19 protein-coding genes are annotated in these 26,203 nt (G+C 45.1%); 14 read left to right on the plus strand and 5 right to left on the minus strand.

Annotated features, from left to right (window positions below; translation table 11 throughout):
- The first annotated feature begins 224 nt into the window (after nt 1-224).
- The 9 genes from ACRBG0_RS20620 to ACRBG0_RS20660 all read left to right on the plus strand — a co-directional run bounded on the left by ACRBG0_RS20620 (nt 225) and on the right by ACRBG0_RS20660 (nt 14,419).
- On the plus strand, nt 225-602 hold the full coding sequence (locus ACRBG0_RS20620; RefSeq protein ID WP_431488738.1) for a rhodanese-like domain-containing protein: 378 nt from the start codon (nt 225-227) through the stop codon (nt 600-602).
- A 289-nt stretch (nt 603-891) separates the two neighbouring features.
- Nucleotides 892-2,343: an MBL fold metallo-hydrolase gene (locus ACRBG0_RS20625; protein WP_431488739.1), complete on the plus strand. Its 1,452-nt coding sequence runs from the start codon at nt 892-894 to the stop codon at nt 2,341-2,343.
- Between the two features lie 77 nt (nt 2,344-2,420).
- A complete protein-coding gene (locus tag ACRBG0_RS20630; protein ID WP_431488740.1) occupies nt 2,421-2,807 on the plus strand; it encodes a rhodanese-like domain-containing protein in 387 nt (128 codons plus the stop codon).
- Between the two features lie 121 nt (nt 2,808-2,928).
- Nucleotides 2,929-5,997: an ATP-binding protein gene (locus ACRBG0_RS20635; RefSeq protein WP_431488741.1), complete on the plus strand. Its 3,069-nt coding sequence runs from the start codon at nt 2,929-2,931 to the stop codon at nt 5,995-5,997.
- Between the two features lie 109 nt (nt 5,998-6,106).
- Nucleotides 6,107-6,490: a hypothetical protein gene (locus ACRBG0_RS20640; protein ID WP_431488742.1), complete on the plus strand. Its 384-nt coding sequence runs from the start codon at nt 6,107-6,109 to the stop codon at nt 6,488-6,490.
- A gap of 204 nt (nt 6,491-6,694) precedes the next feature.
- Entirely contained in the window at nt 6,695-10,876 is a 4,182-nt protein-coding gene (locus ACRBG0_RS20645; RefSeq protein WP_431488743.1) for a putative inorganic carbon transporter subunit DabA, read from the plus strand.
- Nucleotides 10,877-10,879: 3 nt separating this feature from the next.
- Nucleotides 10,880-12,748, plus strand: coding sequence for a proton-conducting transporter membrane subunit (locus ACRBG0_RS20650; RefSeq protein WP_431488744.1), 1,869 nt, complete (start codon nt 10,880-10,882; stop codon nt 12,746-12,748).
- Nucleotides 12,749-12,887: 139 nt separating this feature from the next.
- Nucleotides 12,888-13,589 carry a DUF2490 domain-containing protein gene (locus ACRBG0_RS20655; protein WP_431488745.1) on the plus strand — a complete coding sequence of 234 codons (702 nt, stop codon included), beginning with the start codon at nt 12,888-12,890 and terminating at the stop codon, nt 13,587-13,589.
- A gap of 203 nt (nt 13,590-13,792) precedes the next feature.
- Nucleotides 13,793-14,419: a carbonic anhydrase gene (locus ACRBG0_RS20660; protein ID WP_431488746.1), complete on the plus strand. Its 627-nt coding sequence runs from the start codon at nt 13,793-13,795 to the stop codon at nt 14,417-14,419.
- 153 nt (nt 14,420-14,572) lie between these two features.
- Here the strand turns inward: ACRBG0_RS20660 and ACRBG0_RS20665 are convergent, their stop codons facing one another.
- From ACRBG0_RS20665 to ACRBG0_RS20685, 5 genes are all read right to left on the minus strand, one after another.
- Nucleotides 14,573-15,718 (minus strand): efflux RND transporter periplasmic adaptor subunit, encoded by a 1,146-nt coding sequence (locus ACRBG0_RS20665; protein ID WP_431488747.1) that lies wholly within the window; start codon nt 15,716-15,718, stop codon nt 14,573-14,575.
- Between the two features lie 31 nt (nt 15,719-15,749).
- Complete coding sequence (locus tag ACRBG0_RS20670) at nt 15,750-20,072, minus strand: CusA/CzcA family heavy metal efflux RND transporter (RefSeq protein WP_431488748.1); 4,323 nt, start codon at nt 20,070-20,072, stop codon at nt 15,750-15,752.
- 64 nt (nt 20,073-20,136) lie between these two features.
- Nucleotides 20,137-21,531 (minus strand): sensor histidine kinase, encoded by a 1,395-nt coding sequence (locus ACRBG0_RS20675; RefSeq protein WP_431488749.1) that lies wholly within the window; start codon nt 21,529-21,531, stop codon nt 20,137-20,139.
- On the minus strand, nt 21,532-22,197 hold the full coding sequence (locus tag ACRBG0_RS20680; RefSeq protein ID WP_431488750.1) for a response regulator transcription factor: 666 nt from the start codon (nt 22,195-22,197) through the stop codon (nt 21,532-21,534). It lies immediately after the preceding gene.
- A gap of 34 nt (nt 22,198-22,231) precedes the next feature.
- Nucleotides 22,232-22,912, minus strand: a complete 681-nt coding sequence (locus ACRBG0_RS20685; RefSeq protein WP_431488751.1) for a cysteine dioxygenase — start codon at nt 22,910-22,912, stop codon at nt 22,232-22,234.
- Between the two features lie 113 nt (nt 22,913-23,025).
- Between ACRBG0_RS20685 and ACRBG0_RS20690 the strand changes: the two genes are divergently transcribed.
- From ACRBG0_RS20690 to ACRBG0_RS20710, 5 genes are all read left to right on the plus strand, one after another.
- The gene (locus ACRBG0_RS20690; RefSeq protein ID WP_431488752.1) at nt 23,026-23,250 is read left to right on the plus strand and encodes a hypothetical protein; all 225 of its coding nucleotides are present in this window, start codon (nt 23,026-23,028) and stop codon (nt 23,248-23,250) included.
- Nucleotides 23,247-23,558 (plus strand): thioredoxin, encoded by a 312-nt coding sequence (trxA, locus tag ACRBG0_RS20695; RefSeq protein WP_431488753.1) that lies wholly within the window; start codon nt 23,247-23,249, stop codon nt 23,556-23,558. Before ACRBG0_RS20690 ends, trxA begins: the two co-directional genes overlap by 4 nt.
- 235 nt (nt 23,559-23,793) lie before the next feature.
- The gene (locus ACRBG0_RS20700) at nt 23,794-24,381 is read left to right on the plus strand and encodes a YeeE/YedE family protein (protein ID WP_431488754.1); all 588 of its coding nucleotides are present in this window, start codon (nt 23,794-23,796) and stop codon (nt 24,379-24,381) included.
- A gap of 10 nt (nt 24,382-24,391) precedes the next feature.
- Nucleotides 24,392-24,808 carry a YeeE/YedE family protein gene (locus ACRBG0_RS20705; RefSeq protein WP_020538407.1) on the plus strand — a complete coding sequence of 139 codons (417 nt, stop codon included), beginning with the start codon at nt 24,392-24,394 and terminating at the stop codon, nt 24,806-24,808.
- Between the two features lie 18 nt (nt 24,809-24,826).
- Nucleotides 24,827-26,095 carry a porin gene (locus ACRBG0_RS20710; RefSeq protein WP_431488755.1) on the plus strand — a complete coding sequence of 423 codons (1,269 nt, stop codon included), beginning with the start codon at nt 24,827-24,829 and terminating at the stop codon, nt 26,093-26,095.
- The last annotated feature ends 108 nt before the right edge of the window (nt 26,096-26,203 follow it).

Genomic DNA, 26,203 nt, shown 5'->3' on the forward strand with positions numbered 1-26,203 from the left:
TTATCACATAGACACATTAGGGAGTGCTTTTATCACATAGGCATATAGTTTCTTGCTAGGTTTGAAAAGGCTCTGTGTCTATGTGTTGAAAATTGGTAGTGTTTTGTTTTTCATCATATAGTCACATAGTTTTTTTGAAATTCTATATGTCTATGTGATGAAAAAAATCTTAAGTGCCTTTGGTGGTTCAAAACTGAGTTAGATGTTGAAACTTAATGACGCCTATGAGTGAGGATTGTAAAATCAAGCGCTGGGACCTGCTGAAGACCCAATTGCATAATGTGAAGGCAAAAGAGGCCATTGACTTACTGGCGGCACACCCTGGTATGATGGTCATTGATTGTCGGCAACCGAAGGAATACAGTATGGTACGCTTACCTCAGGCGATGAATATAGATTATTTAGAAGTCTCTTTTTGGGAATATGTGCGAAAGCTGCCCAAAGAGGAGCCCTACTTGGTGTATTGCAATACTTGCCGCAGAAGTACCCGTGTTTGCACTTTGATGAAAAATGGTGGGTTTGAGAAAGTCTACAACCTGGACGGTGGCCTGAAGGCCTGGATAGAAGAATGTGGGGATGGCGCATTGCTGAGAGGAGAATGATAGGAAGTGACTGGCCCTTTGAAAATCAGAACCTTATTCTTAAAAAGAACCTTAAGTGCCCTTAGGTGCCTTTTTTGGTTAAAAAAAAGCATCTCAAATGCCCTTCTAATCCCTTACATGGTTCAAAAATCTATGTGGTAAAAAAAACAAAAACCCTTAAGTGCCCTTAGGTGTCTTATGTGGTTCAAAAAAAAACAGCACCTGTGATCCCCATCACTGACAAGCTGCTGAAAAGGCCGTTGTTTTGTATTCGTAATCAGAAACTAGCAAACCTTAATAATTACGAATCATGCAAGTAGAACAAATATATACCGGTTGTTTGGCGCAAGGAGCTTACTATATTGAGAGCCAAGGCGAAGCCGTGATCATTGACCCTTTACGGGAAACGCAACCTTACCTGGATAAGCTGGCGGAAGCTGGTGTTAAGTTGAAGTACATTTTTGAGACGCACTTTCACGCTGATTTTGTTTCAGGTCACCTTGATCTGGCGAAGAAAACGGGTGCCAAGATCGTTTATGGCCCTCAAGCGGCCACTACTTATGATATTTACAGTGCTAAAGATGGCGAAGAGCTAAAAGTAGGAGCACTGACCTTTAAAGTACTGCATACCCCAGGGCATACGCTGGAAAGTACGACTTACCTGCTCCGTAATGAAGCAGGCGAAGACTACGCTATCTTTTCAGGAGATACGCTCTTTTTAGGCGACGTTGGTCGCCCGGATTTGGCTATCAAGCAAGGTGAAATTACCAAAGAAGACCTGGCGGAGATGCTTTTCGAGAGCCTGCGTACCAAAATCATACCGTTGGATGATAAAGTAATTGTCTATCCTGGACATGGTGCTGGCTCCGCTTGCGGGAAAAACCTGAGTACCGACACCTGGGGCTATTTGGGCGATCAAAAAGCGACAAACTACGCTTTGCGCGCAGACATGACCAAAGAAGAATTTGTAGAAGAAGTGACTTCTGGCCTGCTTCCTCCGCCGCAGTATTTCGCTAAGAATGCGATGATGAATAAAGCGGGGTATGACAGCTTCGATGATGTATTGAAAACAGGAGCTGTAGCCCTTACTCCCGAGGAATTTGAAGCGCTAGCCGAAAGCGAAGAAGCCCTGATGTTGGATACTCGCCACCAGGATGAATTTGCCAAAGCTCACGTACCTAATTCGATTTTTATCGGTATTGATGGCAGCTTTGCCCCCTGGGTAGGTGCCTTGATTACGGATATCAAACAGCCTATTATCCTGATCACGCCAGAAGGGCGGGAAGAAGAGGTGGTGACTCGCTTAGCGCGGGTAGGTTATGACAATACCTTGGGCTATCTGTCAGGAGGCCTCGAAGCTTGGGCCAAAGCTGGTAAAGAGATTGATGCAGTCGATAGTATTACAGCTGAAGAACTGGCTGGTCAGATGGGAGAAGGCCTGAAAGGCGAGTTGTTGGATGTACGCAAACCCACGGAATACCTGGCACAACACGTAGAAGGGGCGACAAACTTCCCGCTGGATTATTTGAATAAGAACATGGAACGCCTTAGTCGCCAGTCTACCTACTTTCTGCACTGTCTGGGAGGGTACCGCTCGATGATTTTTGCCTCGATTCTGCAAGCTCGTGGATTCCGGAATTTGGTAGACGTACAGAAGGGCTGGCGTGCTATTGAGGCCAGCACGGTACCTGTGACAAACTATGCTTGCCCAAGTACATTAACACAAGAAACGATTGATCAAGCGGTTGCGGCCGTTTTGTAAGATATATGGGTGATTTTATAGGTTTTCAGTACGGCATTGTTACAAAATACAATGCCGTACATTTTTAAAAAAGAACAATGAGTTATTTTCTTATCACCATAATCGCCATACTGGTGGTTATATTATTCCAGAAATTTATGCAACAGTTTAATAGCCGTGGCAAATATGAAAATATTGATGCTGGCACGTTTATCGGTTTGAGCAAGGAGCCTAATACCGTTATTTTAGATGTACGCCAACCCGGCGAAATAGCGGAAGGCAAGATCAAAGGAGCCAAAGCGATCAATGTATTGGCAGGTAACTTTATGGAAGAAGTAGACAAGCTCCCCAAGGACAAAACTTACCTCGTTTATTGTCGTAGTGGTAACCGTAGTGGCATGGCTTGTGGTAAAATGGCAGGATTAGGTTTTGCAAAACTTTATAACCTGCAGGGGGGCTATGGTGCTTGGCTCCGCGCAAAGTAAGCTTGACAATGAGATAAGGGAGGAATAGTCCTCTAGCCTGGTTGTTTTAAGAAGGGAAATAGATTTATATTATCTGTCCTTAAGGAAAAAACAAATTGCTAAATAACAGTACTTTTGTAATATGTCTACTCGGGATTACAAAAGACTACCTCCCTTATCTATCCTTACTTCTAGTTGGTTACTAGGAGTCTTTTTGCAGCTATTGGCGGTTTCTCTTCCTGCTCAGGCTTGGTCTACTTATCCTCGTCATTTTACAGTAGACGACGGCTTACCTACCCTTGATGTTTACCATATTCAACAAGATAAAGATGGTTTCATCTGGATCGGTACGGATGTAGGCATGGCCAGGTACGATGGTTATGATTTTGATGTGACCACAACGAGGGATGGCTTGCCCAATAATGATGTTATTCGCATTGTTGAGGATCAGCAAGGGAAGCTATGGGTTAGCTCCTTTGGCCCTTTGTGTATTATTGATGGAGCACATAAGGAAATTATTGACCTACCTGAATTACGGGTTCCAAAGACTATTTTTGAAATAGTCAATTCTTCAGAAGATGGAATGTGGATGAATTTTGGTCGAGATATTTTTTATCTCGATCCCAACTACCAATTAAAGCCGTTGCCAGCACCAATAGCAAGGCCCAGAACCTACTCGCGTCAGGCAATGACCAAAAGTATCAAGGACACGGTTTTAATCTATTCCGGGGATTATATTTATCATACTCATAACGAATTGGTAGTAGACTCCATACTGCTGCCTCCTGTTTTTCGTGATGTATTGGAAATCGTATATACCTACCATGCAGGAAATTATTTTTTCATTACAGATGATGGCCTTCAGGTATGGAACCCTAGGAGTAAGGAAATAAAACTTATAGATAGCGAAATAAAGAAGGGGGTTGTAATGCATATGGAGGGTGATCAACTTTTTGCTTTACACTCTAATTATGGCCTTCGGATCTATGAGCAAGAAGGCGGTTCCTGGAAGTTGAGGCATGAATTGTATCCCTCTGACTATTGTAACTCCTATTTGTTGGATAGAGAAGGGAATTTGTGGATTACGACCTTAGGGAACGGGGTGTATTTTTATCCTCGACAAACAATCCCTTCTTACATCACGGTATTACCTGAAGAGCATCAGCGGGTTAATAAACTATTAGGTGTTAATAATCGGTTGTATCTGGGTACTTACAACGGGCGAATCTATTCCTATGACCCTATGGACCATCGTGCTAGCCTCCTGGTGGAGTCGAGTGCACCCAAGAACGATATTTTTGACCGGGTCATGTCGATGGTGAGTTTGAGTACAGGAGAGTTGTTGATAGGAAAAGATACAGGTTTGTACTTATTAGAGGGGGATTCATTGAAGCTTTTGGTAAGGCTGGCAATAAAGTCACTTTTTATAGATAAAGACGATGGCCTACTGATAAATACGCAAAGAAACTGCCTGCAGGTTTCACGTAGCTTATTAGAAAAGTGGCGCAAGAATGTTGAATTTGACTATAAAAAATTTAAAGAAAAAGCCAAGATTATTACTGAGGGCCGTGGCTATACTTCTTTTGTCAGTAAGGATGGAACGATATGGACAGACAATACAGCGCGCGGATTAATTTCCTATCGTAATGGGGTAACCACTTACTGGCAGGATCGGAGCCAGATATTTAAGGTGCAGATTAATGATATTGAAGAATTACCAGATGGTACCTTGGCGTTGGCTACCCAAGGGGAGGGGCTTGTTTTTCTAAAAAACGGAGATTTTTGGGTCGTCGATGAATTACTGCAACTGCCCAGTACTATTGTGAATAGCCTCTACTTATCTGGAGACAGCCTGTGGGTTGCTACTAATAGGGGGGTAGCCTTGGTAAGTGCGATCGATATTTCGCGCAGACAGGTAACGGTTAATGTGTACAATCAAAACGACGGCTTGCTGACGGAGGACATTGCAGATGTGGTGGTTTGGCAAGACGAACTGATATTGGCTACCGAAAGAGGTTTGCTCCGTTTGCCTTTAAAGCAAGGCCCGAAGGAAGAAGTATACCCTTGGGTTTTAATCCAATCCTTAAAAGTGGATGGAATGGATTTGACGGTCGTTGATGATATCGAACTTCCTAATCATTTAAATAACCCAAGGTTTTCCTTTTTGGGGATATCTTACCGTAGTCAGGGCAAAATTCGTTATCGATATCGGTTGGAGGGTTACGATCAGGATTGGTTAAATACAGCTAATCGTGAGGTTAACTATCACAATCTCTCGCCCGGAGCTTATACATTTATGGTGCAGGCTATTGACTACAAAGGGCAGTTTAGTGAAAATGTTGCAAGCCTGTCTTTTTATGTACGACCTCACTTTACTCAGCGGCGAGGTTTTTGGTTTTTGCTAAGTTTTCTGATAATAGGCCTGCTTGGTGCTGCGGGGTATAGTTACCTTACAATTCGGCAGAAAAATATATTGACCTTGTTGGTGAAAGAGAAAACCGCTAACCTTGACCAGCAGGTGGCCGAGTTAGCCAGGTCCAATGAAGAGTTGGAACAATTTGCACGAGCAGCTTCGCATGATTTGAAATCGCCTTTACGGAATGTCGCCAGTTTTGTCCAGTTGCTTGACCGTCGGGCGAATGACCGATTGAGCAAAGATGAAAAAGAGTATATCCAATTGGCTGTGAATGGCGTAAAAAGCATGGAGCGAGCCATTGACGATTTGCTCACCGTTACAAAGGTTGATCAGCAGGATATGAATAAGGTTCCGCTGAACTTTATTTCTGTTATTAAGGATATAGAAAAAGCTAATCAGCACATACTGGAAGAGCAGGAGGCAGAGATCATTATTGATAGTGAGTTTCCTGAAATTATCTTTAGCAAGATCAATGCTTATCAATTGTTTCAAAACCTAATCATCAATAGTATCAACTATCGATCAGAAGATGCTCCCCGGATTCATATTGGTTGCGAAGAGGCGGGTTCCTTCTGGAAGTTTTATGTAAAAGACAATGGTATTGGTATTGAAGAGGAGTTTCAGGAGCAAATCTTCGCTCTTTTTCAACGTTTGCACCATAATGATGAAATACCTGGAACGGGAATTGGTTTAGCACTCTGTAAGAAGATTATAGAACGCAACGGCGGGAAATTAAGTGTTGATTCTATACCAGGACATGGTGCAACCTTTTATTTTACCATTCCGAAGGAATAAGGGAATGTATCGCTTTGTTAATGAGATGTTAGCAATCTGCCTTGAATGACTTTTTTATTTGGTGGGAATTGAAAAAATTCTACATTTACGCCGAAATTAATTAATTAGAGTGAAGCAAATAGTCGACAAACAATTGGGTGACGGCATAAGACTATCGATGGTCTTCAGCCCACTCTTTGCTATTTGCTTGCTTTGGTCTAATGTTTGTTTTGCGGTTTCTGCTTCGGATTACTACCCCTCAAGCCAAGAAGATGGGGTGGTTCTTAAAGACCAATCTTCAAAGCTTGGCCAACTCTATTTTTACCAAGCGGAAGAAATCGAGGAAAAAGAGTCTGAAGAAGACCTTTCCAAGGATTGTACAGGTTACAATTCCTGTATTTCGTGCCTAGCTATTTGCCCTAGCCATATTTTATCGCTTTACGATAGTGCTCTACTATCCTCGCCACCACTAAAGCGTTATCTCCTATTTCATGCCTTGAAATTGGACTGCTAATTCTCCCTCTTTTTTAGCTGTAGCTACAGTTGTCAAGCTCCAATTAGTCATTGCTAATTAGGGTCTTGTCTTTTCTCTTTTCCAAATTGGCTTTCTGATGGTTGCTGTTTCTTATGAACAGTTGCATAGCAGTATTGGTCAAAATTCAATCTCTTCTCTGATAATTTTGGGTGCAAAAATGTCAGAGGATCATTTAATCTAAGTATGCAAATCGACGATAAAGCGCCTTCTGTTCCAAAAGATGGATGGGAAGGCCTTAAACAGAATTTCGTGGCAGATCTTACTGCCGGGTTTGTGGTGTTTTTATTAGCCCTCCCTCTCAGTTTGGGTATTGCTAAAGCTTCAGAGTTTCCTCCCGTAATGGGCCTCGTGACGGCAATCATTGGTGGCCTTTTGGCGACATTTTTCACAGGGTCTAAACTGACCATCAAAGGCCCTGCTGCCGGGTTGATTGTGATTGTTGCAGGGGCGGTCACGGAACTGGGAGGTGGGGTAGAAGGCTGGCATCTAGCACTGGGCGTGATGGTAGTGGCAGGACTACTACAAGTGCTGTTCGGAGTATTGAAGCTGGGTAAATTTGTAGATTTTTTCCCACTGTCAGCGATTCACGGTATGTTGGCGGCCATTGGGCTTATCATTATTGCCAAGCAAATACCGGTATTGCTCAATGTTGACCCAGCCCTTATGGCGGGTAAAGGCCCTTTGGCTCTGTTTGCTGCAATTCCGGAGTTTTTTGCCAATCTTGATCCACAGGTGGCAATCATTGGTGGCGTTAGTTTAGCAATTATGCTGGGTTGGTCACTGGTGAAGCATCCTTTGCTTAAACAAATACCAGCACCTTTATTGGTCTTGCTATTTGCCATCCCCGCAGGGATGTACCTCCAGTTGGGTACTACAGCACCAGCTTATACCCTGGTGAAAGTAGGTGTATTGACCGATCAGGTAGGCTATAATGTGGATTTTTCCGGTGTTGCTAAATTGGGCATCTTCCTGAAATACGTGGTTATGATCACGCTGGTGGGAAGTTTGGAGAGCCTTCTGACTGTAAAAGCGGTTGATCTGCTAGATCCATATAAACGCAAATCAGACCCCAATAAGGATATGATTGCGGTAGGTATAGCCAACACGCTGGCCGCGTTTGTTGGTGGTATGCCGATGATTTCCGAGGTGGCTCGTAGTTCTGCCAACGTCAAGCAAGGCGCAAAAACGAGGTGGTCGAATTTTTTCCACGGGGCCTTCTTGTTGTTATTCGCTATGCTGGCTTACCCTCTTTTAGAGCAAATTCCAAATGCGGCACTGGCCGCTATGCTGATCACCGTGGGGATTAACCTGGCTCATCCTAAAGAGTTTATCCACACCTATAAAATTGGCACGGAACAACTGGCTATTTTTATCACAACGATCTTTTTTACCCTGTTTGAAGACTTGTTGATCGGTATTGCCGCAGGGATGTTGCTGAAGATGGTTATCCATTTATTCCGCGGTGCGTCTTGGCGGTCATTGTTTAAATCTGATGCTGAAGTAATCATCGAAGACGATGGAATCGTAAGGCTTAGGTTAGGGGAAACAGCCCTCTTTACCAATTACATTAGCCTGAAGAAAGAATTAATGGCTATTCCTCCTGGAAGAACAGTTTATATTGAAATAGAAGAAACAAAAATTATCGACCACTCGGTGATGGAAAATCTTCATCACTTTGAAGAAGATTACCATGCCACAGGCGGAACCGTCCATTTTGTAGGGCTGGAAGCCCTGAGCCCCGTTTCTGATCACCCACTGGCAGCGAGAAAAAGAGTAGGAGTTACTGGTCGCCGAGAACCTGTAGGTGCGGTAGCAGCAGGAGTGGGAACAGCAGCACCTTTCGATGAAAAACACCTGTTGCACCAACTGAAGCACTACTTGCCTGCACAGGCGGCATTGAAGGATTTTGTGCATCATAATTCTTTACATGCTTTTCAAGAGAAGGAATTCTTTGAAGGCATCTTCAGTGCTGCAAAGATTTTTGGCATTCAGGTTACCTTCAATATCGAAGAATATCGGGGGCTTTACCGTCAGGGACGCATCCGGCCGGAAATGCTCGACCGTATCATTGTGAGCCACAAAGGAAGAGAGAATCTTATCCTTTATCGGCAGAAAATGCTTGAGGAAAAATACGGAAGTGCCTACGCACCACGGATCGGGCGGCTACGGGCACAATGGAAAGAGCAGTATAAAATTGATCTTGATAACCTGGTACAGCCATTGCTCTTCCGTATCATTTGCAGCTACTTGGATCAAGGTATTGCATTGTGGCATTTTCCTTTTGAAGACCAAGGCTTGCTAAATGCTATCCGTACGCTAGAGCAGAACAGCTTTAGTAGTTTCTTAAAGTCTAAGCGGGTAAAAACACTATTGGCTAAGGAGGATCTCCAACTTTCGGAATTACTGGATATTGTAGTAGGCGATTCTCGTTATTACGAACAATACCTTTACGATCAGCAATTTGGCCACAAAGGTTGGAGTGGTATTATTAACGCCATTGAGGATAACCCTCAAACGTTGTTGTACTCAAAATCTGTCAGTCTACAAGATTTCATTCTTTTAGAATTGTTACTGGAAATAGATGCGCTGGATCAAAATCTTGGTAGCCGTTGGCAGCCGCTTTGCGCGGAACCGGTTGTCGCTGCGCAAGATTATTTCCGCGAAGTTATCACCGGCGAAGCAGAAGAAATTTTGCAGTTTTGGCAGGAGGCCTTTGAGTGGGATTACTATGATGAGGTGCTCAGTGCTGTATCACAATTGGCGGGCACGCCTGCGAAAGTTCAGCCTGCGAAAAAGAGCTTCCAGGCGATGTTTTGCATCGATGACCGGGAGGATTCTATCCGCCGGCATCTGGAAACGGTAGACCCTCGTTGTGAAACCATAGGTGCTCCTGGTTTTTACGGAGCGGCTATTTACTTTCAGCCTTACGGCGGAAAATTTTATGAAAAAAACTGCCCGGTAGCCATCACACCCAAGCACCTGATCAAGGAAATTGAAGTGAGTAAAGGGCACAGCAATGTAGCATTCCACAACAAGGATTCTCACACGTTTTTCCGAGGCTTCATGTATGCCTTGTCGTTAGGGCTTATTACTGGATTCCGGATGCTTGGCGATTTGTTCCGCCCCAAGATGCGTGCGGATATTGCCGATGCTTTTTCTCACATGGATACCAACGGTAAGCTACTGATAGAGAACACAGACCCTAGTCACCGAGAGAATGGCTTACAGATTGGCTATACTATTGAAGAAATGGCCGATGTGGTACAAGGGCTTCTCCGAGGTATTGGCCTGACGGAAGATTTTACAGATGTGGTTTATGTTATTGCTCACGGAAGTAGTAGTGCCAATAATCCCCATCACGGAGCACACGATTGTGGTGCCTGTAGTGGGCGGCCTGGTGCGATCAATGCGCGAGTATTTTCTTTCATGGCTAACCACTCTAAGGTGCGCTTGGTTTTGGAAACGCGGGGAATTCATATCCCTGATACCACCCAGTTTGTAGGAGCAATGCACGATACCGCTAGTGATGAAGTAGGGTATTACGATACCGAAATTCTGACACCCGAAAATGCTGCACAACACCAGTTGTTTTATACACGTATGGAGGAAGCACTCGACTTGAATGCCCAAGAGCGGGCGCGTCGTTTTGCGTCGATTGATATTAATCAGGATATTAAGCAAATCAGAAAAGCGATCAAAAAACGGTCGGTTTCTTATTTCGAACCACGGCCGGAATTGGGGCACGGCACGAATGCCTTATGTTACGTAGGTTCGCGCGATAGGATGAAAGGCTTGTTCCTGGACCGTCGTGCATTCCTTCAAACGTACAATTATCAGACCGACCCAACCGGCGAGGTGCTACTGCAAGTGATGAATCCTTTGCCTGCTGTTTGTGGCGGTATCAACTTGGAGTACTACTTCTCTCGGATGGATATTGAGAAGATGGGCGCGGGGACCAAGTTACCGCATAACGTGATGGGACTGATCGGCGTAGCCAACAGTAGCGATGGTGACCTACGACCTGGTTTGCCTTTGCAAATGATTGAAAACCACGACCCAGTACGCCTCTTGATGATGGTAGAACACCGTCCGGAAATCGTGTTGAAAGTCATCAAGTCTTCTTCGGCTATTTATGATTGGTTTGATAAAGGCTGGTTGCATTTGGTGGCGATTTCACCTGACGATGGGCAATTGTATCATTTCAATGATGGTGAATTTACATTGTACAAATCATTGGGAACAGTGAAACAAGCATCCGATATTCAACAAGTGATGGTCAAAGCCAAGCAGATGACCACCAATCACATATTAGATGCGACCAAGGAGAATATCCCTGTTCACATTTACCCAACTCAAAACAAATAACCCATGAACCTCATACTGCCAATTTTATTAATTGTTCCCTTGTTGGCGCTGGCTATTGGCTTTTTGTTCAATAACAAGGACGAACGCCCCATTTTTGTTGCTACGGCACTGGGGGTTGGTGTCAATTTTATTTTCTTAATCCTACTGGCTTTATTGTGGGCCAGCAATGGTTTTGAGCCCGTTTATTACCAAGGGCCGGTACTTTATCACCAAGCTGCGACGGAATTTTCCATCGGCCTTTTTCTGGATGCTTACTCGTTGGTGTATCTGCTTACGGCAACCTTCCTGACCGGGGTGATTGTCACTTTTAGTAAATATTATATTCATAGGGAAAAAGGGTATAAGCGCTTTTTCAATAACCTCAAATTCTTCTACTTTGGTCTTGTGCTTGTGCTATTGTCTGGCAACCTAGAGACGCTGTTTGTTGGTTGGGAAGTATTGGGCGTTACGTCTTTTTTCCTGATAGGATTCTATCGTGAGCGTTACCTGCCTGTCAAGAATGCTCTCAAGGTGGTCTCGTTGTATCGGGTAGCAGACATTGCTTTGCTGTTGGGCATCTGGGTTTGCCACCATTATTTCGGGCATAGTATTAACTTTTCGGAACTGGATGGTTTACATAATCCACAAGCGCATATTCTGGATGAGAGTTTCTACCAGTTTATGATCCCTGGTGTATTCCTGCTGGCCGCGATGGTGAAGTCGGCACAGTTTCCTTTTTCTTTTTGGGTGCCACGGGCGATGGAAGGCCCAACAACATCAAGCGCCATTTTCTACGGCTCTTTGTCTGTACATATTGGTGTCTTTTTGCTGATCCGCACAGCCCCATTTTGGGAAGAAAACCTGCTGTTTCATTGGCTCATTGGCGGTGTCGGACTATTGACTTGCATTATGGCGACACTGACAGCACGGGTACAATCGTCGATTAAAACCCAGATTGCTTATTCTTCGATTGCTCAAATAGGCTTGATGTTTATGGAGGTAGCTTTAGGCTGGTACGGTGTGGCTTTGATCCACTTTGTGGGCAATGCCCTCTTGCGGAGTCACCAATTGTTGGTGTCGCCCTCTGTGCTGAGCTATCGGATTCACGATCAGTTTTTTCACTTTGCACCACCTGCTGCACAAGGCACTCAGGGCTTATGGAACAAAATAAAGCTGTCGATTTATGTGCTGAGTATCAAGGAGTTTAACCTGGATCGGTTCATGTATCGCTTTTTCTGGAATCCGCTAAAAGTAGCGGGTAATGCCTTCCATTTTTTGGATGAGAAGAAAACCTATATGTTGGCTTTACCACCGTTCTTGATGGGGCTCTATGCGGTGTATCATCAAGATTTGTTGCCAGCGGGTTTGCTCCGGTTTTTACCGGAAGCCTTTGCGTTGTTCGGGTTGATCTTTATTTTGAAAGCTTTTGTAGAGCGGAAATCTGCACGTAGTAGTTGGGTGTTAATCATTGTAAATCAGCTTTACCAGTCCTTGTCTTTTGGATTCAATGAAGCTTTTGATTTTAACCAGGTTCACCTGTATCTGAGTGGTATTTTTATCTCAGGCATTATTGGCGTGTTGGTGATTAATCAGCTGCGCAACAAACGTGAAGCAGTTTCCCTACACCAGTTTCATGGCCATAGTTATGAATACCCCAAACTGGCTTTCATCTTTGCGATTGCATGTTTAGGGTTGGCAGGATTTCCGATTACGCCCACCTTCATTGGTGAAGACTTACTGCTTGGGCATATTCACGAAAATCAATTTCCACTACTGATCCTCATTGTCCTCAATCTGATTTTGGACGGTCTGGTCATTTTCCGAATTTATGCTCGCCTTTTCCTGGGGCAACACAAGAAAGGATATCACGAAGTGGCTTACCGTTCTTCGTAAGTTTCTGATGAAGAAGTCTCCTCTTTGTCGAGGATTCGATTTTGTTTATTCCAATTGATTCTTTTACTGTTCGGTTAGGTAGGATGCAAAGTGCATCCTACCTGCTTTAGCTATTAACAGCATAAAATAAGTTGTTTTTATGAAGAAGTATTTTCTATTCCTGCTCATGAGCGGGCTGGTTTTCTTTTCGCTAAATGCGCAAACAGTTACACAACTCAACTCTTGGTGGACCTATTCGGGTAATCATCGGATTTCTGAAAAATTTAGCCTCCATACCCTTTATTCTTTCCGGAGGAATGATTTTGTAAAAAACTGGCAACAGTCATTGCTTCGTCTAGGCGTCAATTATCATTATTCCGGTAAGCTTACCGGAACGCTGGGATACGATGATGTTATCAATTACCCTTACGGGGAACAACCAATAGCCCATCGGACGAAGGAGCGAAGACTGTATGAGCAAGTAAGCCTGAAAGATAAAGTTGGGGTTGTAGGCATTACTCAAACCTATAGGCTAGAACAGCGCTTTGTTTCCAGACAAAACACAAGAAATAGAGTAAGGTGTCGCCTTGCCTTAGAGGTGCCTTTACAGCAGGCAGATAAAAATAAATTATTCTTGTCGCTGTTTAATGAAATCTTTATCAATGTAGGGCAAGCAGCTGATAACCATTATTTTGATCAAAATTGGATATACGGTGGCCTAGGGTATCGATTGAATAAAAACAGTGCCGTAAATGTTGGTTACATGAATCAATACCTCGTAAAAACTGACAATGTACACATTGAGAATAATCACACTTTACAAGTAGGGTTAAGTTATAGTTTTGACCTTAGATATCATTGATAAGATACAGTATTGAATGTATATCAAGAAGAAAGCGCTTTGGGCATTAGCTCAATGCGCTTTTCTGTTGACAGAACAATGGTTAGCTGTAATCTTAATCCTGATTGTGTTTTTGTCCTTTTTCGATGAGTTAGACTAATTTTAATGAAAGTATTACTATCTTTATTGCATAGTAATCGAATCATTAAAGCTAACAGACAGGAATGAATATTAAGCAAATCTTTAATAATAATAAAAAGTGGATTGCCGAAAAACTGGACGTTGATAAGGACTACTTCGAGAACTTGTCGAAAGGACAGAGCCCAGAGGTTCTTTACATTGGTTGTTCAGACAGTAGAGTGACTGCTGAAGATTTGATGGGCGCAGCTCCAGGAGATGTTTTTGTCCACCGTAATATTGCGAACATGGTCCCTAATACGGATCTAAGTGCCATGTCCGTAATCAATTACGCCGTGAGCCATTTAAAGGTTAAGCATGTAGTCGTTTGTGGTCACTATTTTTGTGGCGGTGTGAAAGCTGCGATGCAATCTGCTGACTTGGGAATATTAAACCCCTGGCTACGAAACATCCGCGATGTTTACCGTTTGCATCGCAAGGAATTGGATGCAATTAGTGATGAAGAAGCGAAGTACAAAAGACTGGTAGAGCTAAACGTACAGGAGCAGTGTGTAAATGTCCTGAAGACCTCCGATGTTCAAACAGCTTTCCGCGACCGAGATATTACCGTTCATGGCTGGGTTTTTGACATCCATAGTGGTAAACTAATCGATTTGGAAATCGACTTTGAGGGCATTCTTTCAGAGATCAGAGAAATTTATCGCTTAGACTAGTACCTCCTTCCTTTTAATTTAAACTTGAGCACCCAGGGCGATCTTGTCATTCGACACGCCCTGGGTGTTTACGATACTAACCTTGTTTTTAGCATAAAGGAGGGGCGCTAATCCACCACTCATCTCGGCAGGTTACCTAGCCGAAAGTCCTGCTTATTCTATCCCTATCAGATTAAAAGCACCCTCGACAAGGATAGAATCCTGTGTCTGGAAGGCCTCTGGGTTTAGTATTTGCACCCAACCATCTCTTTGTGTACCCATTTTTACCATTCGTTGCTCGAAGGTGACTTGCTGGGATGTTCTTTCTTTTAAAACCAATAAATAGGTCGTTTCGCCAGCACTAACCAATGCCGTTTCCGGGATCGACATGCCCTTTAAGTCATTGGTCATGATCTCGGCGCTGACGTACATGCCGGGGAGTAAGAGACCTTCATTCTGGTTCAATTCTCCGTGTACTCTCACTAGGCGGGTTTCGGGGTCTAGTGTTTTTTGAATAATGTGGACTTCCGCTTCGTAGGTTTTAGTCCCGGTGTCAGGAATACGAAATAGAATTTTTTGCCCAATTTTGATCGAAAGAATATCTTTTTCAAAAACTTCCAATTCTACATGAAGGTTACTGGTGTTGATGATCTTTAGTGCTACGTCCTGGGGTTGTAAGTACATTCCTGGCATTGCATTCACTTCGCTAATGTAGCCGCTGATAGGTGCATAAATGGCCATGTTGTTGGCCAAGGTAGTGGGCGTCAAATCCTTGGTGTTGATGCCCAATAATTGGAGGCGGGCCTTGAGCCCTTCAGCACGCGCCAGGGTTGCCTGGTAATCTGCCGTCGCTTTCAGGTTGTTTTTTTGCGAAGCAATGTTCTCATCCGCCAAAGTCTCCTGGCGTTGGTAATCCGCTTTTAGGTAAGCCAGCTGTGCTATAGTTTCCAGATAATTCTGCTGAAGAACCAGTAATTCCGGATTTTCTAATGTAAACAAACGATGTCCTTTGCGGACCATTTGCCCCGGTACCAGTTGGATGTTTTTGACGTAGCCTCCTGCATAGGCACTCACGGCAGCTTGTTGGCCGGGAGGTACATCTATCATTCCTGAAGCGGTAACAATATTGGGCAAATCCTGTGCCTGTAGAGTGCCTAGTTGCATCTTGGCCTGCTCATATTGCTGTGGTGTAACGGTAACCAAGCCATCGCTTACTTCTTCGGAAGAGGCCGCAATTTCAATACCTTCGTCAGCCTGCTTATTACAAGTGTTTAGTAGCAGGAAGGCAGAAAGCAGAAAGACAAAATTTATATTTTTCATAAACATTAGTTTGCTTGTTGAGACAACTCCTTTAGTTTAGATAATTGAGTTCTAAAATGGTCAGGTAGTATTGTAGGCGTTGATCCAGGTAGTCGTTTTCCATCCGTTTGGCTTGATCCAGTGCTTGGAGGTAATGCAAAAAGTCAATCTCTCCGGTCTGAAAGGCACGGGTGGAGGTGTGGATGATTTCCTGGGCCAGTTGTTGGCCATTCGTTCGGTAGTATTCCAGGGCCCGTTCATGTTTGGTCGCCTGGGCTTGTAGCCTGGCCGATGTCGTTTGTAGCTGTATTTGGTGATCTAATTTTTGCTGGACGGTTATGCTACGTTGTAATTCTGCGGCAGTGATTTGTGCTTTTGTGCCTTTTCGCCACAGCGGAATGCCCACACCCACCTGAAAACCATGGTAAATAGTTGCTTCTGGTGCGCCGTTGGTACCGGCAAAATAGGCGAGCTGCAAATCAGGCAGTAGCCCCTTTTGGGCAACCTTCATTGCCGATGTTGCATTGATTTCCGCTTGCTGGAAATAGGCAATGGCGGGGTGGTTGCTCAATGAAGTATCTTGTGATATAAGTACCGGAAACTCTTTGGTATCGACCTGATACTCCCCTCCGGTTTGGAGCCATTGATTGAGCGCTTGGTAGCTCTCCGTCAATGCATCGTCACATTGCTGCAGTTGCAAGGTGATCTCCTGCTGCTTGCTGGTGGTGGAAAGTTGCTCCAGGTAATTGGTTTCCCCCAGTTCGTAGCGCCTGCTGGCAGCGTTGGCTAGCTCGCGATAGAGACTGTCGAGATAGCGAAAGTTCTCTTGCCGTTTTGCCCAATAGACGATGGTGAGGTAAGCTTTGGAAACCTCCTTGGCCAGGCGTCTTTCTTCCAGCCGCAAGACTTGTTCCTGCAAAGCTGTTTTTCCCTGCTGAAGTTTTTGCTTGGCGCGATAAACACCCGGCAACTGAAAGGCTTGTTCTACCCCAATGATACTTAAGGGTTGGTTATTGGCCGCTATGTTGTTTTGATCATAACCGTAGTAGATATGCGTTCGATCAATATCATACGCGGCAGGCAATAAGCTTCGCTGTTGGCTTACCGTCAGGCGTTGACTTTCCAGCCCGGCATTGTTGGCCAATGCTTGTTCCAGGACTTGTTCCAGGGATAAAACCGACGTTTGTGTTTGCCCAGGTAGAGAGAAGGTCAATAAAGGCAGTATTACCAACAAGACTTTTGACTTGCGTTTTCGTCCTCTTTCTTTACGGTCAAAATAGGCGTACAGTACCGGTAGAACCAATAAGGTTAGTAGCGTCGCAGAGATCAGCCCACCTACAACGACGGTAGCTAGTGGCCGCTGTACCTCGGCACCGGCAGAAGTAGACAATGCCATCGGCAAAAAGCCCAATGCCGCGGCCGCTGCGGTCAGTAAAACGGGACGTAGCCGTTGTTGTGTACCCACCAGGATACGGCGATGTAAGTTGGTCATGCCCTGTGCTTTTAGTTCTTTAAAATGTTCAATCAATACAATACCATTGAGTACGGCAATCCCGAAAAGCGCAATGAAACCCACCCCGGCGGAGATACTGAAAGGCATTCCCCGCAGGTAGAGCAGCAGGATACCTCCAATCGCCGATAGCGGGATGGCACTGTACACCATCAATGCTTCCTTGGCCGATTGGAAAGCGAAGTAGAGCATGATGAAAATCAAGGCTAGTGCAATGGGCACTGCTACCATCAGTCGGTTGCGAGCATTACGCAGGTTCTCAAATTGACCACCATAGGTAATGGAATACCCCACGGGCAAGTCGATGTTTTTTTCAATGATCCCCTGCACATCCTGAACAACGGATTCCAAGTCGCGATTACGGACGTTTACACCCACCACAATCCGGCGTTTGGTTTCGTCGCGGGATATCTTGGCAGGGCCTTTAGTATAGCTTATTTCTGCTAGTTCCCGCAGGGGGATTTGTTGGCCGTTGGGCAAGGGTACAAAGCTGTTTTGGAGATTTTCAATATCCTTGCGAAAAGGAGCGTCATAGCGGATAACGAGATCAAATTGCTTCTCTCCTTCAAAGACACTACCGGCGGAGAGGCCCGCAAAATTCATGGTCAACAGGTTGTTGACGTCGGCTATATTCAGGCCGTATTTGGCAATTTTATCCCGCTGGTAGCGGACACTCATTTGCGGTAAGCCTGCTACTTTTTCTACCGAAATATCTGCGGCACCCTCCACACCGTCGATGGCTTTTTTGATGTCTTGTGCCAGCTCATTGAGGACGTCAAGGTCTTCGCCAAAAACCTTGATGGCCAAGTCAGCACGCACACCAGTAATCAACTCATTGAAGCGCATCTCAATGGGTTGGGTAAACTCATATTCAATGCCAGGAATCACCGAAAGCGCTTCTTTAAAAGCATCTGCCAGTTCATCTTTGGTTTCGGCCGTCGTCCATTTATGGAAAGGTTTCAAGGTAATGATGACATCACTTTCTTCCATCGACATAGGGTCGGTCGGCACCTCGGCAGCGCCAATTCGGGTGACCACTTGGTTAACTTCAGGAAACTCTTTGAGAATTGTTTCTATGGATGTCGTGGTCTCAATGGTTTTACTCAGGGATGTACCCGTTTTCAAAACAGGTTGAATAACAAAGTCGCCTTCGTCAAGCGTAGGAACAAATTCTCCACCCATCCGGGAAAAAAGTAACCCCGAACCTAATAGCAGGAATGCAGCTACGGCTAGTACAGCTCCTTTGTTGCGTAAAGCAAAAGCCATGGTAGGCGTGTAAAGCTGCTCCAGAAAAGATAAAATCATCACAGAAATGTTGCGTTTACCTTGCTTGGCAGGTTTCAGGAACAGCGCCGACATGACTGGCACGTAAGTAAAGCACAAGAGCATCGCCCCAATTAGCGCAAAGCAAAAAGTGAGTGCCATTGGGCTAAACATTTTCCCTTCTACATTGGTCAGCGAAAGGATAGGGATGAAAACGATAATGATAATGATCTGGCCAAAAACCGCCGAACGCATCATTTTGATGGTGCTCTTGAAGGTGATTTCGTCCATTAAGTTTTGCCTTTCAGATGCGTCTATGCCATTCAGTCGATCAGCTTGGGCCGTGATTTTGTAGGCCACGTATTCCACGATAATCACCGCCCCATCAATAATGATACCGAAGTCAATCGCCCCCAAACTCATCAGGTTGGCGTCTACCCCAAAGAGGTACATCAATGAAAGGGCAAACAGCAAACAGAGTGGAATGACAGATGCAACCACCAGCCCAGAACGGAAATTTCCGAGCAATAGAACGACAACGAAAATAACGATCAAACAACCCAAGATCAGGTTTTCAGCTACCGTACTGGTGGTTTTGCCAATTAGCACACTACGGTCAAGGAAGGCATTGATGTAAACCCCTTCTGGGAGTGATTTCTGGATTTGCGCCACCCGTTCCTGCACGCTTTCGATCACGGCTTTGGAGTTGCCGTCTTTGAGCATCATCACTTGGCCGAGTACTTTTTCGCCCTGACCATTGGCGGTGATGGCGCCGAAGCGGGTAGCTGCCCCAAATTGGACCTTTGCGATATCCTTTACAAAGATGGGCGTCCCATTGCGGTTGTCTACCACAATTTGTTCAATGTCTTTCAAGGAGTTGATCAAGCCTTCGCCGCGAACAAAATAACTTTCGTTGGTTTTTTCAATGTATCCCCCTCCTGCAATATTATTGTTTTGTTCGAGGGCCTGGTATACCTCGGTGACGCTAAGTTCAATGCTGCGTAAGCGTTGAGGATCTATGGCTACCTCGTATTGTTTCAATTGCCCACCCCAGGTGTTTACTTCCACCACGCCCGGAATACCTGAGAGTTGGCGTTTTACGATCCAGTCCTGAATCGTCCGCAATTCCATGATCGAATAGCGGTCTTCGTAACCAGGGCGGACATCAAGAATATATTGGTAAATTTCGCCCAAGCCGGTAGTGACTGGCCCCATGAAAGGCTTACCAAAACCAGCGGGGATTTTCTCCTCAGCAGCCTTTATTTTTTCTTCGATCAGTTGGCGAGGTAGATAGGTACCCATTCGGTCTTCAAAAACAATGGTGACCACAGAAAGTCCAAATTTTGAAACCGACCGGATCTCCTTTACGCCGGGTAAGTTGGCCATCTCCAATTCCACTGGATAGGTGATGAATTGCTCCACATCCTGCGTAGAAAGGTTCCGCGAAGTGGTGATTACCTGTACCTGGTTGTTGGTGATGTCAGGTACGGCACCGATAGGGATTTGGGATAAGGCATAGAGCCCAAATCCAACAATCCCTAGGGTGAAAAGCAATACAATCAGCTTGTGACGAATGCTGTAATTAATGATCTGCTCTAACATTACACGCTTGTTTTTGACCGTGTAAAAATAGAAGCAGGTCCCTGAGGATTTTCTTAGCTGTTGCTTAAGATTTGCTTAAGATTGAAGGGAAATCCAAATAAAACCGCGTCCCTTCCCCCAGCGTACTCTCCACCTTAATCTTTATCCCCAGCGCATCACAAGCTTTCTTGACGATGGAAAGCCCCAGGCCATTGCCTTTGATGTTTTTGTGTTCGAGGGCTTTTGAACGAAAAAAGGGGTGGAATATCTGTTCCAAATGTTCAGGAGAGATCCCGATCCCTTCATCGCTAATGGCAAGCCTGATTTGATGATCCTCTGACCAGGCACGAATGCTTATTTCTTTCCCTTGCGGGGAATATTTGATGGCGTTTGTTAGGATATTTTCAATAATCAAATCCAGATAATAAGGAGCGGCGTTGACCTCTAGGTTGGGGTCAATCTCTACCTTGATGGACTGCGCTTTTTCGTCAATAATAGACTGGTATCGTTTCAGGGTATTGTCTACCAGCGGGAACAGGCTTACTTTTTCTCGCCTAATCGCACTCGTTTCGCTATCAAAGCGGGCCAGGAGTAAAAGCTGATCGGCCAAAACGGAAAGGCGATCAATTTCCTGGATGCTGATTTTTATTTTCTCTTGGTATTCTTCAGGTGTTCGTATCCTGCGAAGGGTTACTTCCAAGGTACCTTTGAGTACCGATAGAGGGGTCCGCAGTTGGTGAGAAGCATCGGCCGTAAATTGCTGCTCTCTTTGCAGGGCATTCTGAATACGCTCCAATAATTCATTGATGGAGGAAGTAAGCGTGAAGAGTTCATCTTTGGTCACGGGTAGCGCAATACGTTCGTCAAGGCTGTTTTGAGTGATCCGATTAGTGGTAGTCGTAATCAGCTGCACAGGCTTGATACTTTGCCCTGCAAGAAAACGAGTGATAAAAAAAAGGCAGGCCAGCACGATCGGAAAAAGCCATAATAGCAACCGCTTGAGGCTGGCAAGTACCAATTTTGGCCCTTCTAGCGACATCGCCGCCAAAATGTACCCTTTAAGCTGTGTTTCTTGCTTGATGGGGAGCTGGATTTGCCTGATTTGTTGCTGATTGAGGCCCGTGTCAAAGTGGAAATCGAAAGCTCGTGACGGATCAAAATCGAGTGCATCGCCCATGAGATTGGGCGATTTGTCCATGATTTTTCCCGCGCTATTGACCAACTGGATAAAAACAGGGTTGACCTGTACTTCGCGGTGCTCCCGTTCGGCCCATTCATTTTTGTTCTTAAAAAAAATGCTGTCGTTGTGGATAAGTATCTCTTCGCTATGCTTGTGCGCTTCGAAGGATAAGTTGCTGTCCAGTTCGCTGTAAACAGCCGTTTGTACCACAAAATAGATAAGTAGAAAAACGACCGTCACCACGCTGGCGGTAGCCAGGAGGTAGTAAAGTGCAATCCTGTTTTTAAACGATAGCTTCATTTAATCTTTTGCGATGTAGCCCACTCCGCGCACGGTTTGGATCAAGTCTTCGTCTTTGTCGAGTTCCAGCTTTTTGCGAATGGCGTTGATGTATACGTCAATGACCCCGGTGTTGTAATCAAAGTGAATATCCCATACACTTTCAATGATTCTAGACCGGCGACAAACTTTGCCTTTGTTGCGAATTAAGTACTCTAAGAGCGCAAATTCCTTCTGAGTGAGCGCCACCTCCTTTCCTGCTTTACATACTTGGTGGGCAGCAACATCCAACACGATATCTCCCAGCGTAAAACGCTCGTGTTCGCCACTATTGGGGCGTAGTTGTACCTTGATGCGCTCTAATAGTTCCTCGAAATGAAAAGGCTTTTTTATATAATCATTGGCACCAGCTTGCAAGCCTTGCAGGGTATCTTGCAAAGTGTCTCTGGCGGTCAGGAAAATTACGGGAGTGGCAATATGATGCTTGCGAATTTGCTGACAAATCTCAAGTCCGGTCTTACCAGGCATCATCCAGTCGAGCAGCATTATGTCGTACGTATTGGTCATGGCCCAGTCTAACCCGGTGACCCCATTGTCGGCTACGTCTACGGCATAGGCTTCTTCTTCCAGCCCTTGCTTGATAAAGTTGGCAATACCAGTCTCGTCTTCGACTACTAAAACTCTCATGGTGCAAATTTACAAACGAAGAAGAGGGCTTGTCTTAAGAATGGCTTAAGATTCTAGCCTTTTGCATTTGTGTTAAACGGTGCTGCAAATCCTGCTGGTGGCGTCGTTGGGTAGGGATATCTCCTCGGAAACCAGGCTCTGTTCTTTTGATAGCTGTAGTCGGTAAAGCATAGAATACGCCGCCGTCGACTCGTTGAATAAGCCCTTTTACAGGATCGTAGATGCGAGCATCGCCGGTGACGTTGTCAATGGCTTCGGGAAAACCATAAACGTGAAGGCTGAGAAAAGGCTGCTGGGTTGGGTTGCCCATTTGGTGAATCAGGTCGTGGCCTACAGGAACGATATCCCCCGGTTGTACCTGCCAGCGAGCAGTGGTCCGCAATTGTTGCTGGCGCACCCTGAAGGTTGCATGTTCAGCCTGCCCGAAAATCTGTACTGCTCCCCACTGGGTATGGCCATGATCGTGAATGGCGGAGAAATCTCCTGGCAACCAAGACATGACCATCACTTCAAAATTGGGCCCATGGGCCACGAGTTTACGACCGTAGCTGTCGGCAGGCGAATGCTGAAAGTCTGCCCAGGCTTCGAGGTCTTGCACTTTAACGTTGGCTGCTTCGACAATCTGAGCCATGCGACGTGGATCTAATTGTTGATCAACTTTTAGTGTAGCTACAATGTATTTAAGAGAAGCCGGCAAATGAGGGGCGTTTAACATCTGGTATTTTTGATTTTTCACAAAGTTCTTCCTTCAGAAGGACAACTACTGTGACTCATATCACTGATCCCTTTATTAACAGCCCTTACTTTTGCCGAGCAAAATGAAAACTTATGTCCGCATTTATTAATGATTGGAAAATGGTGATACTAGCCTGCGTGTTTCTGGGGCTGGCACCTTTCTACCCTGAACCCCACTTGTTTGGTAAGCTTCGTTGGCTGGCCGGTGGTGCTAAAGGGATGGCAATGATGGACTGGTTTGATTTGTTTTGGCATGGCTGGCCCTGGGTTTTACTCCTGCGCCTGGCTATTAAGTCTTTAAAACTAACAGCAAAATGAGTAATAAAAAATCTTTCAAAGAGCTGATCAATAGCGAGCAGCCTGTATTGGTCGATTTCTTTGCAGAATGGTGTGGCCCTTGCAAAGCCATGGCCCCAATCCTCAAAGAAGTAGCCGCAGAAGCTGGTGAAACAGCTAAGATTGTAAAGGTAGATATTGATAAAAACCAAGCCCTGGCCAATCAGCTGGGGATCCGGGGAGTACCTACTTTTATCTTGTTTCAGAATGGTGAAATGAAATGGCGCCAGTCCGGCATGCAATCCGCTACGGCCTTGCTTCACGTGATTAACCAGGCAACTGTAGCCTAGTGAGATAAGGTAACGGCACAAATAAAAGTGTTAAGTAACGGTCGAATAATTAATTTCCGACTTCCGCTTTTCAGTGAAGTAATAAACGATTGTTAATGAGTTTATTCAAGCTGAAAAGCGGAAATGAAAGAGGAAAGTTAATTTTTGACCAATACTAATTTGTATTTTTATGTAATGATTGGAGCTTGTTCATGAATTTTTGAACAAGCTCTTAGTTAAGACTAACTACTTTCCAATGATCGCATTTGTAATTTTTGCGTCCTCAATCCTGGACCTTATTCGCCAACCTTGGCATTGGTCTGTTTCAGGAGTGGCTATCGCAGCTATCTTGTTTCTGATGACCTGGATGGGGCGCAGTTTTGGTGTGTCTACAGCGTTCCGCAACTTCTGTACGATGGCAGGGGCAGGAAAACGCCATGCTTTTTTTGATATTGATCTAAAAGACGAAAACTGGCGACTGGCATTTGTGCTAGGGGCTGTTCTTGGTGGTTTTATTGCGGTTTACTTTTTGGGAAGCCCGGAAGCAGTGGCTATTTCTGAAAGTACGCTTACTCACCTTAAAGAAGACTTTGGAATGGCTTATCCGCAAGGAGATGGCTTTTTACCGACGGAAGTTTTCAATTTCACTAGTCCTAAAGGAATTATTCTTGCCATTATCGGAGGTTTTCTGGTAGGTTTTGGTGCGCGTTATGGCCGGGGATGTACCTCTGGTCACGCAATTACCGGACTTTCGCATCTTCAACTTCCTTCCTTAATTACGGTTATCGGCTTCTTCATCGGAGGCTTGTTGATGACTTGGGTAATTATGCCTTTGATCTTCTAAAAAAAATACGATGAAACAATTCATATCCTTTTTTACGGTAGGAACGGTCTTTGGCATCATTATGACCAAATCGGAAGCCGTTTCTTGGTTTCGTATTCACGAAATGTTCCGCTTCGAGAGTTTTCACATGTACGGTATTATTGGCACTGCTGTAGTGTTGGGAGCCATTATCATTGCTTTGATGAAGCGTTTTAAGGTGAAAACCTGGCGCGATACTTTTGTGGGCTATATGCCTATGCAGTTGCACATTCCTCGGCATTTGCTGGCAGGCAGCATCTTTGGTTTAGGTTGGGCGCTTATGGGCGCTTGCCCGGGGCCAATGTTTGTACTATTGGGTCAAGGGTTTGGTATCATGGCGCTGGTGATTCTTGGCGGCACCTTGGGTACTTACACCTATGGCGTTGTAAAAGACAAACTACCTCACTAAAAGATTTTCTCCGCTGTTATGTATCATCTCCGTTTATTGACTTTTCTTTTACTGCTTGCCGCAGTTTTAGGGAACGCTCAGACCCCAGCGACCACGTTGCCAGCGCTCTGGAAACAAGTAGAAATAGAGCCTTTGGCTGCTTTGCAAGTGTGGACCAGCTACACCATAGGAGAGGAAGTCTATCGACCTGATGAGGGTAAGTATGAAAAGGTAGACGATCGGCTTAATTTTCAACTTCGGCGTTCCCGGTTTGGTTTCAAAGGAAAAGTTGGTGATCGCATCAAGTTCAACTTCATCTTAGCCGCTGATCTAGTAGGGCGCGACTTATTAGCAGCTACCGAGGGGGGCGCAAATAACGGTGGGTCCCCCCAGATACGTTTATGGAATGCTTTTGTACAATGGCGCTTAAGCCCACAAAGCGAGAAAGCCCATCTTGTAGCGGGGTATCAGGTGCCCCAAATCGGTCGGGAAAGTATTACCTCTGCCTTAAGAAGTTCTTCTATGGAAAAGGCCTGGGTACAAAACTACCTGCGTAGACATTTGGTAGGTATTGGGCCGGGCCGCGCGCTAGGGGTCAATATTGGTGGCTTGTTTTTAAAAGAAAAACTATCATGGGGTTATGATGTCGGGGTGTTTAATCCCGCAATGAAAGCTTACGGTAGTAACTCGGCAGGTGATGTTTATTCACCGTTATTAACAGGCCGGCTGGTGGCCTACCTGGGAGACCCTGAATCAAAATCATATACACCGGGGCATAAAATCAATTACTTTGGTCAACGCAGAGGATTGAGCCTGGCGCTTGAAGGTGCGTGGCAAGCAAAGACAGATGTGTTTCAAGACAACCATGCCTACGGGTTTGATTTTTTAGGCAACTATGATGGTTGGAGCCTTGATGGCGAGTACTTGGTGCTAGGCCGCAGCGGATACGAAGCTATTTCGACCTCAGCACAAACGGCTTACTTACGTCTAAGTTATACTTTTAAATTGGGCGAATATTGGTTGGAGCCCAGCGGAATGTTGACCAAACTTTCTGGCCCTCTCTCTGCTGCTGATCAATCAAGCGCCGCTAGCTTGTTAGCTTTTGCTGGCGAAGAAAGAATAGCAGATGTTGGTGGTAATTTTTATTTCACATCCAATCTGAAACTGAGCCTACACTATACCTTTAGTAAAGGAGATGCAGGCATGGCCGGAGCCGGAGCTGATGTGAATAATTATTTTTTCCAAAGCGGTGTAGGCCCTATCTTGCGAGGAGATTGGCTGGGCCTGGGTTTGGTGGCCATCATGTAGCGGTCTGTTAAGCGACGTCGGATTAATAAGTGTCGGGTTTACCTCCGGTGATCGTCCCTTCGGTTCTCAGAGTTGATAGGATAGTGATTTTGGTTTTAACCAAGGCAA

The sequence above is a fragment of the Lewinella sp. genome, assembly GCF_050633125.1.
Classification (GTDB): Bacteria; Bacteroidota; Bacteroidia; order Chitinophagales; family Saprospiraceae; genus Lewinella.

What these genes read in the sequence shown, in the direction of transcription:
- ACRBG0_RS20665 (WP_431488747.1), bottom strand. Translation starts at nt 15,718, where the DNA reads ATGAAAAATATAAATTTTGTCTTTCTGCTTTCTGCCTTCCTGCTACTA.
- ACRBG0_RS20710 (WP_431488755.1), top strand. Translation starts at nt 24,827, where the DNA reads ATGTATCATCTCCGTTTATTGACTTTTCTTTTACTGCTTGCCGCAGTT.
- ACRBG0_RS20705 (WP_020538407.1), top strand. Translation starts at nt 24,392, where the DNA reads ATGAAACAATTCATATCCTTTTTTACGGTAGGAACGGTCTTTGGCATC.
- ACRBG0_RS20635 (WP_431488741.1), top strand. Translation starts at nt 2,929, where the DNA reads ATGTCTACTCGGGATTACAAAAGACTACCTCCCTTATCTATCCTTACT.
- ACRBG0_RS20660 (WP_431488746.1), top strand. Translation starts at nt 13,793, where the DNA reads ATGAATATTAAGCAAATCTTTAATAATAATAAAAAGTGGATTGCCGAA.
- trxA (WP_431488753.1), top strand. Translation starts at nt 23,247, where the DNA reads ATGAGTAATAAAAAATCTTTCAAAGAGCTGATCAATAGCGAGCAGCCT.
- ACRBG0_RS20655 (WP_431488745.1), top strand. Translation starts at nt 12,888, where the DNA reads ATGAAGAAGTATTTTCTATTCCTGCTCATGAGCGGGCTGGTTTTCTTT.
- ACRBG0_RS20685 (WP_431488751.1), bottom strand. Translation starts at nt 22,912, where the DNA reads ATGTTAAACGCCCCTCATTTGCCGGCTTCTCTTAAATACATTGTAGCT.
- ACRBG0_RS20645 (WP_431488743.1), top strand. Translation starts at nt 6,695, where the DNA reads ATGCAAATCGACGATAAAGCGCCTTCTGTTCCAAAAGATGGATGGGAA.
- ACRBG0_RS20700 (WP_431488754.1), top strand. Translation starts at nt 23,794, where the DNA reads ATGATCGCATTTGTAATTTTTGCGTCCTCAATCCTGGACCTTATTCGC.
- ACRBG0_RS20630 (WP_431488740.1), top strand. Translation starts at nt 2,421, where the DNA reads ATGAGTTATTTTCTTATCACCATAATCGCCATACTGGTGGTTATATTA.
- ACRBG0_RS20680 (WP_431488750.1), bottom strand. Translation starts at nt 22,197, where the DNA reads ATGAGAGTTTTAGTAGTCGAAGACGAGACTGGTATTGCCAACTTTATC.
- ACRBG0_RS20690 (WP_431488752.1), top strand. Translation starts at nt 23,026, where the DNA reads ATGTCCGCATTTATTAATGATTGGAAAATGGTGATACTAGCCTGCGTG.
- ACRBG0_RS20670 (WP_431488748.1), bottom strand. Translation starts at nt 20,072, where the DNA reads ATGTTAGAGCAGATCATTAATTACAGCATTCGTCACAAGCTGATTGTA.
- ACRBG0_RS20675 (WP_431488749.1), bottom strand. Translation starts at nt 21,531, where the DNA reads ATGAAGCTATCGTTTAAAAACAGGATTGCACTTTACTACCTCCTGGCT.
- ACRBG0_RS20625 (WP_431488739.1), top strand. Translation starts at nt 892, where the DNA reads ATGCAAGTAGAACAAATATATACCGGTTGTTTGGCGCAAGGAGCTTAC.
- ACRBG0_RS20650 (WP_431488744.1), top strand. Translation starts at nt 10,880, where the DNA reads ATGAACCTCATACTGCCAATTTTATTAATTGTTCCCTTGTTGGCGCTG.
- ACRBG0_RS20620 (WP_431488738.1), top strand. Translation starts at nt 225, where the DNA reads ATGAGTGAGGATTGTAAAATCAAGCGCTGGGACCTGCTGAAGACCCAA.